Annotated in this window: 13 protein-coding genes and 1 pseudogene; 12 read left to right on the top strand and 2 right to left on the bottom strand. The window is 35.9% G+C overall.

Going from position 1 to position 16874, the window contains the following annotated elements:
- Positions 1-13 precede the first annotated feature (13 nt).
- Both Q0162_RS07060 and murI read left to right on the top strand, forming a co-directional pair.
- Entirely contained in the window at positions 14-547 is a 534-nt protein-coding gene (locus Q0162_RS07060) for an OmpH family outer membrane protein (RefSeq protein ID WP_297890663.1), read from the top strand.
- Between the two features lie 102 nt (positions 548-649).
- A complete protein-coding gene (gene murI / locus Q0162_RS07055) occupies positions 650-1465 on the top strand; it encodes a glutamate racemase (RefSeq protein WP_297890662.1) in 816 nt (271 codons plus the stop codon).
- An 18-nt stretch (positions 1466-1483) separates the two neighbouring features.
- Here murI and Q0162_RS07050 read toward each other — a convergent pair whose 3' ends face one another.
- Together Q0162_RS07050 and Q0162_RS07045 are read right to left on the bottom strand one after the other, a co-directional pair.
- On the bottom strand, positions 1484-2458 hold the full coding sequence (locus Q0162_RS07050; RefSeq protein ID WP_297890661.1) for a lytic transglycosylase domain-containing protein: 975 nt from the start codon (positions 2456-2458) through the stop codon (positions 1484-1486).
- A 63-nt stretch (positions 2459-2521) separates the two neighbouring features.
- On the bottom strand, positions 2522-2779 hold the full coding sequence (locus Q0162_RS07045) for a hypothetical protein (protein ID WP_297890660.1): 258 nt from the start codon (positions 2777-2779) through the stop codon (positions 2522-2524).
- 76 nt (positions 2780-2855) lie between these two features.
- Here Q0162_RS07045 and Q0162_RS07040 point away from each other — a divergent pair, with 76 nt between their 5' ends.
- The 10 genes and pseudogenes from Q0162_RS07040 to Q0162_RS06995 form a co-directional block, all read left to right on the top strand.
- Positions 2856-3161 (top strand): DUF4286 family protein, encoded by a 306-nt coding sequence (locus tag Q0162_RS07040; protein ID WP_297890659.1) that lies wholly within the window; start codon positions 2856-2858, stop codon positions 3159-3161.
- A gap of 68 nt (positions 3162-3229) precedes the next feature.
- A complete protein-coding gene (locus Q0162_RS07035) occupies positions 3230-4246 on the top strand; it encodes a hypothetical protein (RefSeq protein WP_297890658.1) in 1017 nt (338 codons plus the stop codon).
- 17 nt (positions 4247-4263) lie between these two features.
- Positions 4264-5850 carry an OmpP1/FadL family transporter gene (locus tag Q0162_RS07030; protein ID WP_297890657.1) on the top strand — a complete coding sequence of 529 codons (1587 nt, stop codon included), beginning with the start codon at positions 4264-4266 and terminating at the stop codon, positions 5848-5850.
- A 179-nt stretch (positions 5851-6029) separates the two neighbouring features.
- The gene (locus Q0162_RS07025) at positions 6030-7241 is read left to right on the top strand and encodes a methyltransferase domain-containing protein (RefSeq protein ID WP_297890656.1); all 1212 of its coding nucleotides are present in this window, start codon (positions 6030-6032) and stop codon (positions 7239-7241) included.
- A 530-nt stretch (positions 7242-7771) separates the two neighbouring features.
- On the top strand, positions 7772-9796 hold the full coding sequence (locus Q0162_RS07020; RefSeq protein ID WP_297890655.1) for a thioredoxin family protein: 2025 nt from the start codon (positions 7772-7774) through the stop codon (positions 9794-9796).
- Between the two features lie 9 nt (positions 9797-9805).
- Positions 9806-11449: a S41 family peptidase gene (locus Q0162_RS07015; protein WP_297890654.1), complete on the top strand. Its 1644-nt coding sequence runs from the start codon at positions 9806-9808 to the stop codon at positions 11447-11449.
- Positions 11450-11468: 19 nt separating this feature from the next.
- Complete coding sequence (proS, locus tag Q0162_RS07010; protein ID WP_297890653.1) at positions 11469-12947, top strand: proline--tRNA ligase; 1479 nt, start codon at positions 11469-11471, stop codon at positions 12945-12947.
- Positions 12948-13104: 157 nt separating this feature from the next.
- Entirely contained in the window at positions 13105-13785 is a 681-nt protein-coding gene (locus Q0162_RS07005) for a hypothetical protein (RefSeq protein WP_297890652.1), read from the top strand.
- Between the two features lie 125 nt (positions 13786-13910).
- Positions 13911-14903 (top strand): OmpA family protein, encoded by a 993-nt coding sequence (locus tag Q0162_RS07000; protein ID WP_297890651.1) that lies wholly within the window; start codon positions 13911-13913, stop codon positions 14901-14903.
- Between the two features lie 104 nt (positions 14904-15007).
- Positions 15008-16874 (top strand): annotated as a pseudogene (locus Q0162_RS06995) (hypothetical protein); the annotation flags it as partial.

The raw sequence follows: 16874 nt of genomic DNA, 5'->3' as shown, positions 1-16874 counted from the left end.
TATTACAAACAAGATGATGAGAAACATTAGAACATTGATGATTGCATTGGCTCTCTTTTTTGGAGCTACAACAATGCTCACTGCACAAGTGAAAGTTGCCCATATAGATGTGCAAAAACTTTTAGAAGAAATGCCTGAAAGAAAATCTATAGAAGCTCAGTTGAAGAAAATGGAGCAAGGCTATATGAATGATATTCAAGCAGCAATCAAAGAATTGCAAGCAAAAGCTCAGAAATATGACAATGAGTATGCAGCCCTCTCTGACGCTCAAAGAAAAGCAAGAGAAACTGAGTTCCTTAAAAAATCTGAGGAAATTAAAACAATGGAAGAAAATATTCGCAAAACTCAACAAACAGCTGCTGAAAGTTTGCAAAAAAAACAACAAGAACTTGTAGAACCTTTGCTTAAAAAAGTAAAAACTGCTATCGAAAATATCGCTAAAGAAAAAGGATTGCAATATGTATTAGATTCAAGCGCAGGTTCAAGCGTAATTGTCGCTACAGGTGAAGACCTCTATGCTAGTGTGAAAAAGAAATTAGGATTCTAATTGAAAACTACACATATTACAAAATTGTTTATTTACAAAAAAGTGTTCGCTATGTGAACACTTTTTTTTATTTTTGCATCCATTATAATAAGATAATTAAAAATGAGTGAAGTTACATTCTGTAAAGATCCTATAGGTTTGTTCGATTCAGGGATAGGAGGGACTACTATTTGGAAGGAAATCAATGCTCTATTGCCTAACGAAAGTACTCTTTTTTTGGCTGATAATAAGAATGCTCCCTATGGAGAAAAAACAAAGGAAGAAATTATAACTCTTTGTGATGCTAATACTCAATTTTTGTTAGCACAAAAAGCTAAACTTATAGTAGTAGCTTGTAATACAGGTACGACTAATGCAATTTCTTATTTGAGAAATAAATATAAAGAAGTACCTTTTATCGGTATAGAGCCTGCTATTAAGCCTGCGAGTTTACAGAGTATAACTAAAAAAATAGGCGTTTTAGCTACTCGTAGTACACTTGCAAGTGATCTTTTTGCTAAAACTAGTGAACATCTCAAACAAGAGGAACAAGTAGAAATTATAGAACAAGTAGGCGAGGGGTTGGTAGATCTTATAGAAGCAGGCCGTATAGAAAGTCCTGAAATGACTCAATTATTGCGCCATCATCTTTTACCAATGGTAGCCTTAGGTATTGATTATTTAGTGTTGGGTTGTACTCATTATCCCTATTTGTTGCCCCAAATACAAAAAATTATTCCACCTCATATCAAAGTTATTGATTCAGGTTATGCAGTAGCTAGGCAAACAAAAAATATTTTATTACAGCATTATTTACTTAATGAAAACACAAGTATAACGCCACAACATCTTTGGATCGCCAATGGAAATATTGAGGTGTTAAAGCAGTTTGTTCCTAAAGAAAAGGGATTAGAAAATTTGCAAATTGCTAAATTCTAATCCCTAACACCTAAATCTTTATCTCTTAGGAACCCTAATGTAATAAACTTTACCTTCTTTGTTGTCAAGTTTTCTATCACGTAGCCAAGGGTTGTAGTTTTTTAACTCTTTGTAAGTGATGTTTTGGCTTTTAGCAAAATCAGTAAGATTTTCTATAGTGCTATCTACCATTACATTATAAGTAGGTAGTTCGTTGTACAAGTGCTTTTTATCGAAGATAAATCCATACTTTTTAGGGTATTTCATTATTTCTTTTACCGCCAAAATACGGAATACATAGCGAGAAGTTTCACTGTTTAGGTATAGATCGTAGTAGTTATTAGTTTGCTGAAAAGTAGTCTGTTTGTTCATTCCTGCTACACCAGCGTTATAGGCAGCTGCCGCCATAGTCCACGAACCTGTGCTACGTTTGGCTTTATTTAGATAATCACAAGCAGCTTGCGTTGCTTTTTCTAAGTGATAACGTTCATCAACTTGGTCGCTTACTTCTAAACTGTACTCTTGAGCAGCAGCTTTCATAAACTGCCAAAAACCACTAGCTCCTGAAGGCGATACAGCATTGGTGAGTCCGCTTTCTATAACAGCTAAATATTTAAAATCGTCAGGAATATTGTTGCGTTTGAGTATAGGTTCTATGATGGGGAAATATTTGTTAGCGCGCTTGAATAACAACAAACTGTTAGACTGCCAATAAACATTCACGAGAAATTCTCGGTCTAATCGTTCGTACACATCAGGGTCATCCATAGGTACTTTTTCGCCTGCAAAGTCTAATTTTTCAGGTAGGTCAATAGCATATGTTCTGTAGTTATTAAAAAAATCTTCTTTGTGATTTAAAGGAGTTTCTTCAGTAGTAAGAGGGGAAGCTAGTTCAGCTTCAGCTCGTTCAAAAATATTGTTATCTTCTTTTTTTACAGACATAGCATTCATTAAGAAGCCAGAGAGTAATATGATGCTAACACTGATAAGGATATGTTGTAAAGTTTTTTTCATTATTATTTTGGGCTAAAAAATAAAACTTTGCTAAAGGTGTACTACGCCTTTAGCAAAGAAAATTTATGATAAGGAGCTGAGTTTTTCAATTAAAGCACCTGCTTTTTCTTCGAACTCTTTTCTCACTTGCTTGAGGTGTGCACCTCTGTTTTCTACAGATTTGTCAGCTACTTTATCGATAAGAGAGTCAAAATCATTTAGAATTTCTCCCACAAGAGCTTTACCTTCTTCAGTTTGCATCTTACCAGTGAAATATACAGCGTCAATGATATCTCCTAACACATAGTTGATGTCTTTTTTTAAATTGCGAATACTTGCCATATGTTATTATAATTAATGGTGATTTTGAGTGCAAAGTTACAAAATAATTCTTATCTTTGCAAAAAATAAATCAGTTATGTATGTGTATAATTTAACAATGGTAGTTGGCGATGAGGTCTTTACCAAGTGGCAAGAGTGGTTACAAGGTGTTTATTTACCAGCTATAAAAGCTGTGGATACAATAGAAAATGTGCGAGTGTTTAAATTGTTAGATACTCCTGAAAAACATTATGCAGTACATTGTGAAACCTCTTCTCCCGCTCAGTTATTACACTTTATAGAATGTACAATTCCTCAAATTTTACAACAAGCAGCTGAAACTTTTGGAGAGAAAGTGCTTTTTTGGGGAACTCAACTCAAAGAAATGAAAAGTGAAGCCTAAAGAGATTTTTGGCATAGAAATTGATTTGTAACTATTACACATCACTATTAACTAAAAATAGAAATGATATGAAAAAGAATGTAAAATTTACAAATGTAATGAAGCAATTTGCTTTGACAATGCTAGTTTCATTTGCATTGACTTCTTGCGTTGGCTATTACTATGCCGATGGCATTTATAACGACCCCGTGCCCGAAAGGCCACGTTATGTAGAGAGAGAAATGCCTCCTCAACGTTATGATTATCCACCTGAAAATCGTTATGCGGATAATGGTTATAACAGCTATTTTAGGGATAAAGCTAAACAGTATGAAAACCCTACAGTAGATAGTAGTTTTACTCATTTTACCGATGTAAATAGCTACCGCTCTAATACTTATGCTTCAGGTACTTCTTCTTATGGTGGTTGGGGGTCTAACCCTTCACAAGTGAATGTAAATATATACAATCGATCTTGGGCAAATCCTTACTATGGCTATTATGGTCATCCTTACTACCGCCCTTATCGTTCTGGATGGAGTGTGTCTTTAGGTTGGGGTTGGAGTAGTTATTATGATCCTTATTGGGATAACTACTACTATGGAGGCTACTATCCTTACTATGGTTACAATCCTTATTATGGTTATGATCCATACTATGGTTATTATTCTTATTATGGTTATGGGTATTATCCTTATTATGGTCACAGCTATTATCCTTACTATGGTTATGGTTATTACCCCTATGGATATTACGACAGAGGCTATTACGATAGAAGATACTATGATAGCGATTATCGTGTAAGAGAGAGAGGATATAGAAGGTCTTACACTGATGATACACCAAGAGATTACAATCATAGAGATTATCCTTCTTACGAAAATCGTTCAAGAAATTCATATAGCCGTCCTTACGACGAAGGAAGATATCGTAGCGATAACCAACAAAATAATAACTATAATCGCGGTTATAGTTCTCCTCAATACGATTCTGGAAGAAGTTATGACAGTGGCCGTTATAATTCTGGAAGTAATTATGGAGGAGGTAATTCCGGAGGGGGTAATAACCAATCTTCAGGAGCTGGAACTACAAGAAGAAGTTACTAACTTAAAAAGAATTTTATATGAAAAAAATAACATTAATTATGCTGTCTTTTGTGATGTATAATGTGTCTGCTCAAAATTATAAAGATGCTTTACGCTATTCAACAGAAGATCTTGATGGTACAGCGCGTTTCAAAGGAATGAGCGGTGCTTTTGGAGCTATTGGAGGGGATTTCTCTGCAATTTCAATAAACCCTGCAGGAAGTTCTGTTTTCTCAGGAGGCCAAATAGGAGGTACTTTAGGAAGTAATGTTACAAAAAATACAATTACTTATAATGGTACTCAAGTTAAAAATAGAGATACTGACTTTAATCTCAATCAATTTGGCGCAGTATTCCCTATCCCTATTAGCACTTCAGGGTGGAAGAAAATATCTTTTGGCTTTAATTACCAAAATACTAAAAATTTTGACGCTAGTAATTTCTCATTCTCTGGAAAATCTGATCAAAATTTAGGAGACTATTTTAAATATTATGCAGATGGTATTCAACAACAAGATTTATTGTTAGAAACATATCAAAATAAAGTAGTAGTAGATAGAAATACGCTTCAAGATATTTATTTTAATATGGGAAGAGCTGGGGGGAATAGAGCTTATACCCTTAGAAATGCACTTTTAGGTCATTATGTAGGGCTTATTCGTCCTCATATAGGAAGAGATGAAATTAAAACGACAGATTCTGATGCTGTGGCTAATGCTATTCTGCAAGAAACACAATACGATAAAAATGTAAGTGATGGAGCTAACCAAAATTTTGAACGTGTTACAAGTGGGGGAGTTACAAGATATAATTTTAACTTTTCAACTCAATACGATGATTTTCTGTATTTAGGGCTCAACTTGAATGCACATCGTATCAATCAAAAGGATAAACTATCACACTGGGAAACTTATGGAAGTACCTCTACAATAACAAATGCTTATTTTGAAAATGAATTCCTTACTAAAGGTAGTGGTTTCTCTTTCCAATTAGGTGCAATAGTAAAAGCTACTAAGGACTTGCGTTTAGGTGTAACTTATACTTCTCCAACTTGGTATACTTTTAATCAAGAATATACTCAATATTTGAGCACAAATAATCGTGCTAGCTTTGCAGATCCAAGAGTGATTGTTACCCTTCCTGATTATAAATTCCGAACACCAGGTAGCTGGACAGCAAGTGCGGCTTATTTATTTAGTAAATACGCTATTGTAAGTGTAGATTATATTTATAAAGATTATAAAAATCTCCACTTTAGATCTGCTGCTAAAAACTCTGAAAATGATATAATAGAAAAACAGTTAGGTGAAACTTCTACAGTGCGTATAGGAACTGAGTTTAGAATACCAATTAAAACAAAAGAAACAGCAAACTACGTAAGTCTCCGTGCAGGCTATCGCTATGAGCAAAGCCCCTATAGAATGAAAGTAGCGACTATAGGAGACCTTAATGGTTATTCATTTGGGGCAGGGGTTACTTTAGGAGGAATCCGTTTAGACGCTTCTTATGATATCGCTAAACAAACTAACCTATACCAAATGTACGAAACAGTTCTTACTGATAACGCTCAAATCAAATCTACTTATGGTAACTTCTTGTTTACTTTTACAGCACAATTGTTTTAAGCAGATAAGAGATAAGAGATAAGAGATAAAAAGAGACGGTAATTTTTATTACCGTCTCATTTTTACTATAATATATAACCCTGATTTACAATAATATTTCACTGTATATCCACAAATAATCACACTCAAATGATTTTTGTCTAAATTCGTGAAATCCATCGGACAATTTTTAAAAACTAATGAAATTACACAGAAACTTAGTAGATGCCGTGATAGAGGGACTCACCTTTATCTTCAACGAGGGGCAATATGCCGATAAAGTAGTTGAAAAACAACTCAAAAAAGATAAGCGTTGGGGCGCACGGGATAGAGCTTTTATTGCCGAAACTATTTATGACATCGTGCGATGGAAACGCCTCTATGCCGAAATTGCCGAAGTACACGAACCCTTTACAGTGCATAACCTGCGCCGGCTTTTTGCTGTGTGGGCAACCCTAAAAAGTATCACCTTGCCCGATTGGGGTAACTATTTTGAAGATACGCCTGCTCGCCGAATTAAAGGTAAGTTCGATGAACTTTCTAAACTCAGAAAATTCCGTGAATCAGTACCCGATTGGTTAGATACCTTGGGAGTACAAGAATTAGGCGAAACCTTGTGGAATGACGAACTGCACGCTCTCAATAGTTTAGCTCCAGTGGTGTTGCGTGTCAATACCCTCAAAACTTCTTTGGAACGCTTGCAACAGTTTCTACGACAAGAAAAAATAGAGACTTATCCTTTGCGTAACTACCCTAATGCCTTGCAATTAGTAGAACGGGGCAATATCTTTAAAACCCAAGCCTTTGCCGATGGTCTATTTGAGGTACAAGATGCTTCCTCTCAAAAAGTTGCTCCTTTTATGCAAATAGACGACAAGGTGAAGCGTGTAATCGATACTTGTGCTGGGGCAGGAGGCAAAACGCTTCATATAGCCAATCTATTGCAAAACAAAGGTCAGGTAATTGCAATGGATATCTATGAACAGAAGTTGCAAGAACTTAAACGCCGAGCGCGCCGTAATGGGGCTTTCAACATAGAAGCCAAACTCATAGATCCTAAACAACTCAAACGCTTACAAGGCACTGCCGACCGTGTACTTATTGATGCCCCTTGTAGTGGTTTGGGAGTATTGCGCCGTAACCCCGATGCCAAATGGAAATTACGCCCTGAGTTTTTAGACGAGATACGTGCTACCCAACAAGAAATCTTACAACAGTATAGTAAATTACTCAAGAAAGGAGGAAAACTCATCTATGCAACTTGTTCTATATTGCCTTCTGAAAACCACCAACAAATAGAAAAATTCTTAGCCTCAGAAGCAGGAAAAGATTTTCGTTTAGAAGCTGAAGAAGTGATATTTGCACATCAATCAGGTTATGATGGCTTCTATATGGCAAGACTTTCCCTTTAATATAACATCAGTTACAGCAAAGCTGTTTATTACTGCTACTGTATCAAAATTGATTGCATTGCTAATCAATTACTTTTAAGGTATGTTATATAGGGGGTATGTAGGGGCGTTTTGCAAACGCCCTCACAAAAAACTTTTTGAACACCTTCTTATAAATAGGCCTTTTTGTGCAGCCTTATTATTTATTTGCAATCTATAACGTCAGTTCGATATAACAGAACATTGATTTTACAGTTTTGTATCATAATATATTTACAAAACAATTCACCATTAGGTGAAAATTTGTGAGATAATATAAAGTAAAGAGTTTTATACAATCTCAAATTCGTGAAATTTGTTGGAGATTTTAGAATATTTAACTGATTGTTAAATGATTACTTATATTGAGTTCACGTTAATTATTTTTGCAAATTAGCTCTGTTGCCTATTGTCTGCTGAGTGAGTCGGAGAGCTTTAAGACTTTATAAAAGTCTGTTATTGTCTATATCATTATTTTGTTGTAATTTTGCACTCTTAAATAAAACGACCAAATGAAAAAACTCATTACATTACTACTTATTGCTTTTGCAGCTATAGCAAATGCTCAAATACACAACCCTGTAAAATGGAAAACAGCGGTTGAAAAAATCAACGATAACGAATATTATTTGGTAGCAACAGCTTCCATTGAGGCAGGCTGGAAACTCTACGGACAAAACATCCCACCTAACGGACCGGTACCTACTTCATTTAAATATACCCAAGAGCCTACTTTTGAGTTGGTAGGAAAAACTGAAGAGTCAAAACCTATTGTAAAACACGATAAGGTGTTTGATATGGAGATTGCTTATTTCTATAAACAAGCAGTCTTCAAACAACGTATTAAACTCTTGGGTGAAGTTACTTCTATGTCTATCAAAGCAGAAGTTGAGTTTATGAGTTGTGACGATAGCAACTGCTTGCCCCCCGATTCAGTAGATTTAGAATTTTTCCTTTCAGGGATTGCTGCGGCTAATCAAGGCGCAACTCCTCAGTTTACTTTTGGTAATAACACCGATGCCAATAATACAGTTACTGCAACTACTGTAAGCCAAACAACACCAAAAGTTCCTGCTACTACCCCTATCTCACATCAAGGTCTTTGGACAATATTCTTTATATCTTTCCTTTCAGGCTTTGCTGCCTTGCTCACTCCTTGTGTCTTCCCTATGATACCTATGACTGTGAGCTATTTTACCAAACAGAGCAAAACTAAAGCTAAAGGCATCAAAAATGCTGTAATCTATGGAATCTCTATCATTGTGATTTATGTGTTGTTGGGTTCAGCAATTACCGCTATCTTTGGAGCAGATGCTTTGAATGCTTTAGCAAGTAATTTCTGGTTCAACCTTATCTTTTTCTTGATATTGGTAGTGTTTGCCATTTCGTTTTTAGGAGCGTTCGAAATTACTTTGCCTAGCTCGTGGAGTACCAAAGTAGATGCACAAGCTGATCGCAGTGGTTTTGTAGGAATTTTCTTTATGGCATTAGCTTTGGCAATAGTATCTTTCTCTTGTACAGGTCCTATTGTGGGAACTTTATTAGTACAAGCAGCTTCCGAAGGAGGTATTGCTCCTATTATCGGTATGTTCGGCTTCTCATTAGCAATAGCCTTGCCTTTTGCCTTGTTTGCAGCCTTCCCTGGCTGGTTGCATTCATTGCCTAAATCAGGGGGTTGGATGAATACCGTGAAAGTAGTATTAGGATTTTTAGAATTGGCGTTAGCGTTCAAATTCCTTTCTAATGCCGACTTGGTATTGCAATACCATTGGATTGAACGTGAGGTATTTATCGCTATTTGGATTGCTGTTTTCGCTGCCTTATCACTCTATCTTTTTGGAAAAATACGCTTGCCTCACGATGATGTTACCGATCGTATTTCTGTAGGTCGTTTGCTATTAGGCTTACTAACCCTTAGTTTTACAGTTTATATGATTCCAGGGCTATGGGGTGCGCCACTCAACCTTATCAATGCATTTCCACCTCCACAACACTATAGTGAATCTCCTTATGGTGTAGGCTATACCGCTGGAGGAGGTAGTACAAATGTAGATGAAGGGGCTCTTCCTGAAGGAGCTCATTTGTTCAAACCTCATAATATCGTTACTTTTAATGATTATGAAAAAGGATTGGCTTATGCCAAACAAGTGAATAAACCTGTAATGTTAGATTTTACAGGATGGTCTTGTGTAAACTGCCGTAAAATGGAACAAAACGTATGGCCTAATCCTCAAGTACTTGATGCCCTTAGAAATGAAGTGGTATTGATTTCATTATATGTAGACGACAAACGCGAACTCCCTGAGAGCGAAGTGAAACCATCGCAAATCAGAGAGGGCAAGATGATTAAAACTATTGGGCAAAAATGGAGTGAATTTCAAACTCTCAAGTATAAAGCTAACACTCAACCTTTTTATGTGTTGATGAATCACCAAGGAGAGAACTTGGTAGCACCTATTGGTTATACCCTCGATACCGATGACCCCGATGAGTTTTACAAATGGCTCAAACAGGGGATTACAGCCTTTGGCAAATAATATCATTCAATGAAAAACAAACTCTACATACTCCCAATTCTTATAGGTTTAAGTTTGGCATTGGGGCTTATATTAGGTCGTCAGTTGGCGAACTTCTATATTCCCAAACCGCCTCCTCCCGTACCTATGCCTATCACCGATATAGATACGGTACCCGAAAATCCTTATAAGGTAAAACTCGGTAAACTTATAGACTATATAGAGGAAGATTATGTGGATAAGGTAAATACCGATAGCATCGTAGACCTTACAATTAATAGTATTTTGCGCAAGTTAGACCCTCATTCCACTTATATTTCTAAAACCGATATTCAAGAGGTAGCCGAAACAATGAGTGGTAAATTTGTCGGTGTAGGCATTAGCTTCTATATGTATAATGATACAATTGCTGTAATCAAACCTGTTGAGGGAAGCGATGCAATGCACAAAGGTATCCACTTTGGCGACCGAATTTTGATGGCTGGACGTGATACGCTGTTTAAGAAACATTTAAACACCGATAAAATCAAAAATATCCTCAAAGGTGAAATGGAATCTAAAGTCGATTTGACAATCTACCGCAAAAGCAGCGATAGTATTTTCAAATTGTCTATAGAGCGTAAGTTTATCCCTATTAGGAGTATAGATTGCTTCTACAAAGTGAATGACACACTGGGCTATATTCGTATGAATCGCTTTGCCGAAACCACTACCGATGAATTTACATCTGCTTTGAAAGCTTTAGAAAAAGAAGGTATTAACAGTTTGATTTTAGACTTACGAAACAATTCAGGTGGATTCCTCAATGTAGGTATACAAATCGCCGATGAATTCCTGCATAAGAACAAGATGATTGTATATACTAAAAACAATCGCAAAGAAATAGAAGAAACTTATGCTACCGAAGGAGGACTTTTTGAGAATAAACCTTTGTTTGTCTTAGTAAACGAAAATAGTGCTTCAGCAAGTGAAATTGTAGCAGGAGCCTTGCAAGATAATGATAGGGGAGTGATTGTAGGACGCAGAACTTTTGGTAAAGGGTTGGTACAAAGTGAAATGCCGTTGCCCGATGGTTCTGCAGTACGCCTTACTACTGCCCGTTACTACACTCCTACAGGGCGCTCTATCCAGAAACCTTATAACTTGCGTCATCAGCGCAGAAGTTTTGAAATAGATGAAGCTTCCATCCCCGATTCACTCAAGTTTATCACTCCTAAAGGAAAAATCGTCTATGGCGGCGGCGGAATTTACCCCGATGTATATGTTCCTATAGATATGAAACCTGAAACTTATATGGTGAATGAGGTGCTCAATTCAGGACTTACAAATTTCTTTTTGTTTGAATTTTTGGATAAACACCCTTTACAAAATAGGAAACCCTCCAAGGCACATTTCATCACCGATTATAAAATATCAAAAGAAATGCTGAAAGCCTTTGCCGCTTTCCTAAAAAATAGACGAATCCAAATAGATTTCAATAGAAATATCGGTGATATATCTAAACATCTCAAAGCGAGTTTAGCCGAAATTTGGTTCAACGACAATGTAGCAGGACTCATTCGCAATCAGAATGATTTTTATATAGAAAAATGTTTGTATTACTACGAAACAAAACACACAACCGTTTCTCCTCATAAAACAAGAACTATAAAGAGAAGAGCCGCTAATTTATAAAAAGAGTTTAAAAAAATATATGAGCAAGAATTTAACATCACGTAGTGAAGACTATTCTAAATGGTATAATGAATTGGTTGTAAAAGCCGATTTAGCCGAAAGTTCAGGCGTGCGTGGCTGTATGGTAATCAAACCTTATGGCTATGCTATTTGGGAAAAAATGCAAGCAGAGCTCGACCGTATGTTCAAAGAAACGGGGCATACCAATGCTTATTTTCCGCTGTTTGTCCCCAAAAGCTATTTTGAAGCAGAAGAAAAAAATGCCGAAGGCTTTGCTAAAGAATGTGCGGTAGTAACTCACTATCGCCTCAAAACCGACCCTAATGAAAAAGGAAAATTAATAGTAGACCCCGAAGCTAAATTAGAAGAAGAACTCATTGTACGTCCTACTTCCGAGGCAATTATCTGGAGTACTTATAAAAACTGGATTCAGTCTTATCGTGATTTGCCAATACTCATCAATCAATGGGCAAATGTAGTGCGTTGGGAGATGCGCACCCGCTTGTTTTTGCGCACTGCTGAGTTTTTATGGCAGGAAGGACACACCGCTCACGCTACCAAAGCCGAAGCTCTTGAAGAAGCAGAAAAAATGATGAATGTCTACGCTACCTTTGTAGAGAACTTTATGGCAGTGCCTGTAATTAAAGGATTGAAAACTGAAAGTGAGCGTTTTGCAGGTGCTGATGAAACATTTTGTATAGAAGCAATGATGCAAGATGGTAAAGCCTTACAAGCAGGAACCTCACACTTCTTAGGTCAGAATTTTGCCAAAGCCTTTGAAGTGAAATACGCTACCAAAGAAGGTAAACAAGAATACGTATGGGCGAGCTCTTGGGGGGTCTCAACCCGCTTAATGGGTGCTTTGATTATGACCCATAGTGACGACAACGGATTAGTTTTACCTCCTAAATTAGCTCCTATACAAGTAGTGATTGTACCTATCTATAAAGGTGAGGAACAATTAGAGAAAGTGCGTACACACATTCAACCTTTGGTAGAAGAACTTAAAAGACGCGGTATTAGCGTGAAATTCGACGATCGTGATACTCAATCACCAGGATTTAAATTCCACGAGTACGAACTCAAAGGAGTGCCTGTTCGTTTAGCTGTAGGACAACGCGATATAGAAAATAACACCTTTGAGGTAGCCCGTCGTGATACTCTTACCAAAGAAACAGTAGCTGGAGACCAAATTGTAGCTCATATTCAGCAATTATTAGAGGATATACAAGCCAATATCTATAGCAAAGCATTGGAGTACCGCAATACCCATATTACTGAGGTAAATAGCTATGATGAGTTCAAGGAATTGCTCGAAACTAAAGGCGGCTTCCTTTCAGCTCACTGGGATGGTACTCCCGAAACCGAAGAACGTATCAAAGAGGAAACTAAAGCGACAATACGTTGTATTCCATTGGATGCTAAAGAAGAAGCTGGGGTATGTATTTACTCAGGTAAACCCTCTACTAAACGTGTGCTATTTGCTAAAGCTTATTAAAAAAATGTAGAAAAAAAGTAGTTGCTTGTGTATTTATAAATTGTTGTATTTCATTTGTTTTTAAAAAAACACTGTGATTTTTTTCACATTTTATTTGGTATATATACAAAAGGAGTATATCTTTGCCTTATAATTTTTAACTAAAAACATTTATACGATGAAAAAAATCATTTTATCACTAGCAGCTGTATTTGCTTTTGGTGCTGCTTCAGCTCAAGAATTAGTTTCTTCAAAAGGTGAAGAATATCTACCTAAACAAGGTGACTGGTCAATCGGTTTCAATGTTGGAAATGCTCTAACTTACTTAGGTCAAGCTTTCAATGGAAGTACAACTAACTCAGGAAACGATCTTTTTAGAGAAAGTTCTAACGTTTTAGACTTTAGTACCGGTGTTCTTTCAAGCACTGTAAAAGGTATTACTTTTGTAGGTAAAAAATTCGACGAAGATAACAAAGCAACTCGTTATACAGTTAACTTTAACTTCAATATCGATAAACAAAAAGATGTTGATGCTTCTACCGCTTTCGGTTTAACTGTAGGTTATGGTAAAGAGTGGAGAAAAGGAACTACTCGTTTGCAAGGCTTCTATGGGGCAGATGCTTTAGTAGGCTTTACAGCTCCTGCTAAAAAAGAATTTGGATTTGGTCTTGGAGTTCAAGGTTTTGCAGGAGTTGAATACTTTATCTTCCCTAAAGTAGCTCTTGGTGCTCAATACACTTATGGAGCAGGTCTTATGTTTACTAACAATGGTAACACTGAAACTAACAAATTCTCTTTCAATATAGGAAGTAGAGAAGGTTTTGGTATCCTATCTGCTACTTTGAACGCTTACTTCTAATAGGTAGTTTATAAAAAAATAAAATAGGCTTCTTGTTTTATCAAGAAGCCTATTTTATTTTTACTTTTATAAATACAACTTGTGATTATTTTTTGTATATTTGTAGCCAAGAAAGATATAATAATATGAAAGCAAAAGTTTTATGGCTGTTATTGGTCAATGTTACTTTGGCTACAGCACAAGTACAAGTAATTCCTGCTCAACTCTATCAAAAAATAGTAGAGCGAGGTTATGAAACACAAGAAGTAGTAACGCGTTTGGCTAATTACTACTACAGTAATCACAACGAGATTCAAGCACTCAAATACTATCAAAATTTGATGAGGGGGATAGGTTATCAATTAGAACCTATAGAGCATTATCGTTATGCTGTACTATTACAAAAAACTAATAAAAAAAATGAAGCTAAAAAGCAAATGAATATCTTTGATGATAAAATGCAATTGCTTTTTACTAAACACCCCAATACAACCCCAAATGATTTAATGGGATTAGTTACCGATGCCGAGAAAGGAACTGTAGTAGAGGGGGCACAAATCCTCTTAATAAATGCTGCAGGCGAAACTCTCACCGATACTACCGATATAAATGGCTTTTTCGTCTTTTCGGTTAATAAAATATATCCTAACTTCCAAGAAGCCTATATCGAAATACAAAAACCTAACTACGAACTGATGAGTCAGCCTATTGTTTTAACTACAGCACAGCAGAAAGTATACAGCTTATATCCTAATGTTTTTCAGATAAATAAAGGAGATAATTTGGCTAATATATTCAATATCGATAATATTTATTTTGATTTTGGACATACTAATATTCGCAAAGATGCTTCAGTACAATTAGCTAAAATAGTTGCTTTTCTAGAAGATAATCCTACCTTAAAAATTATCGTAAAAGTACATACTGACAGTAGGGGAGATGATAAATATAACAGAGAACTTACTGAGGTACAGGCAAAATCTATTGAACAATGGCTCATCAAACGAGGTATTGCTTCTCACCGTATTATTGCGAAAGGCTATGGTGCTACCCAGTTAGTAAATGGTTGTGAAAAAGGAGTGCCTTGCACTGAAGAAGAACATCAGGCAAATAAACGTGTAGAGTTTATCGTCGACTAAAACTTGATATGTTAAATGTTGACAAAAAAGATTTAATTTTTATTCTTGTTTTGTTAAAATAAAATTCCTATATTTGCATCGTATTTACTAAATGATACGAGAAAATGTGTAGGAAAGTACAAATATTCATTAGCAGTCTTCTGTTATTCTTTATAATAAGCACTGCTTACAGCCAAAATATTATTAGTAGATTAACACTTGATTCTACTATCAACATCGCCACTGTAAATTTTGAAGCTCCTTTGGTAATTCAACTCAAAATCCCCAAAGAGCAGACTTCTGTAACTCTAAAGGTTTCTTTCCCTGAAGGAATAAATTATTCTAGAATTGAAGTGCCTCAACAAGAAAAAACACTTGTTAAGGTCGAAAAAACAACTGATTCTACAATCAATAATCCCGTTTTTGTAGTCACTGCTAAGCCTGAAAGTGTTGTAAATTTTTTAGTTTATAGAAAATTTAGCAAATGTGTAAAGGCAAATGTGAATTATAACGATGTAGTAGAAGCTATGATTGGAGGCAAAACAATTGAAAAATCTACTTCTGTGCCTTATCAATTTAGATTTCCCAAATTATCAATAGTAACAGAACCTATAGAAGTAGGAGAAAAAGGAGAAAACAGAAGAGGTTTTAGTGTTAAAAACTTAGGAGAAGGTGCTATAAAGGAATTTTATCTTTCTGTACAATATCCCGATAACATAAAGAATAAAGCTCTTAGCTATAGGAAAAATAATGGTAAAGAATATTTACTTGTTCCAGAAAATACAGTTCCTAAAGAACTTGCTAACAAAGGACGGTATTTTTATAAAGTAAACGCAGGTGTGCTGAAAAAAGAAAGCGTTATAGGAGTTTCTTTTTCTGAAATATATGAGATAACCAATTGTTTTTCATCTACACCTATACAATATCAAGTTTATTGGGGAAGTGATTTTACAACGGAAGGTTTGTTTGAAACCTCTAAAATTACTGAAAAAATAGTTTCCAACTATACTGTTTCAAACTTATTCTCCTATCAAGAAGGCAAAATAAGGGGTGAAATCACAGATGAAGTGGTGTATAAAGGAAAAATTACAATAAATTCAATTGATAAAACAATCCAAATGGGTGAAAAATCATATTTTAAAATACAATTGCCAGTAGGAATTACACCTGTATTCTCATTGGGAGATTTAAAAAGTGTAGTGCCGTTATCTCAAAATGTCACAGAATATACATTTTTATTGCCTCAAGGGAAAAAGAAAAACGATTCTTTTGATTATACTTTAAAATTACAAACCAATAAAAAACTGACGTTTGTGCCTTCTTCAAAAATGGTATATTATACCACAGAAGAAAGCGGTAGAGAAACTTGTATGGCTACTCCTCTCTATACCTCAATCAAAAAAGAAGTAACCATTCCTATAGAGGAAACACTTTTACATCTTATAAAATTACAAACTACCGATGATACTTTTAGCCATACCACTACCACCCAAACCATTGTCTTAGGTAATGTTCTCACCAATGACAGCTATAACTCTCAATCAGTAACGACGGCAAGTGTTACCATTAGCACAACCACCGCATTGACAAATGTCCCTTACATCGCTACACAAACTGGTGAAGTGTTCTTACCTGCTCACACTCCTGCAGGCACTTATACACTAACTTACAGACTCTGCGCTAAATCAGCCCCTTATAATTGCAGTGGAGTTGCTACCGTTACAGTAATCGTCAATCCTTCTTCTATAAAACTACAAACTACCGATGATACTTTCAGTCATACCACTACAACCCAAACAATTGTCTTAGGCAATATCCTCACCAACGATAGTTACAACACTCAATCGGTAACGACGGCAAGTGTTACCATTAGCACAACCATCGCATTGACAAATGTCCCTTACATTGCAATTGCTACAGGTGAAGTGCTCTTGCCAGCTCATACGCCTGCAGGGACTTATACGCTAACTTACAGTCTTTGCCCTAAATCTG

The organism is uncultured Capnocytophaga sp., from assembly GCF_937936315.1.
GTDB lineage: Bacteria > Bacteroidota > Bacteroidia > Flavobacteriales > Flavobacteriaceae > Capnocytophaga.
The sequence above is the reverse complement of the archived record's forward strand: the minus strand, read 5'-3'. Positions and strand labels throughout refer to the sequence as shown.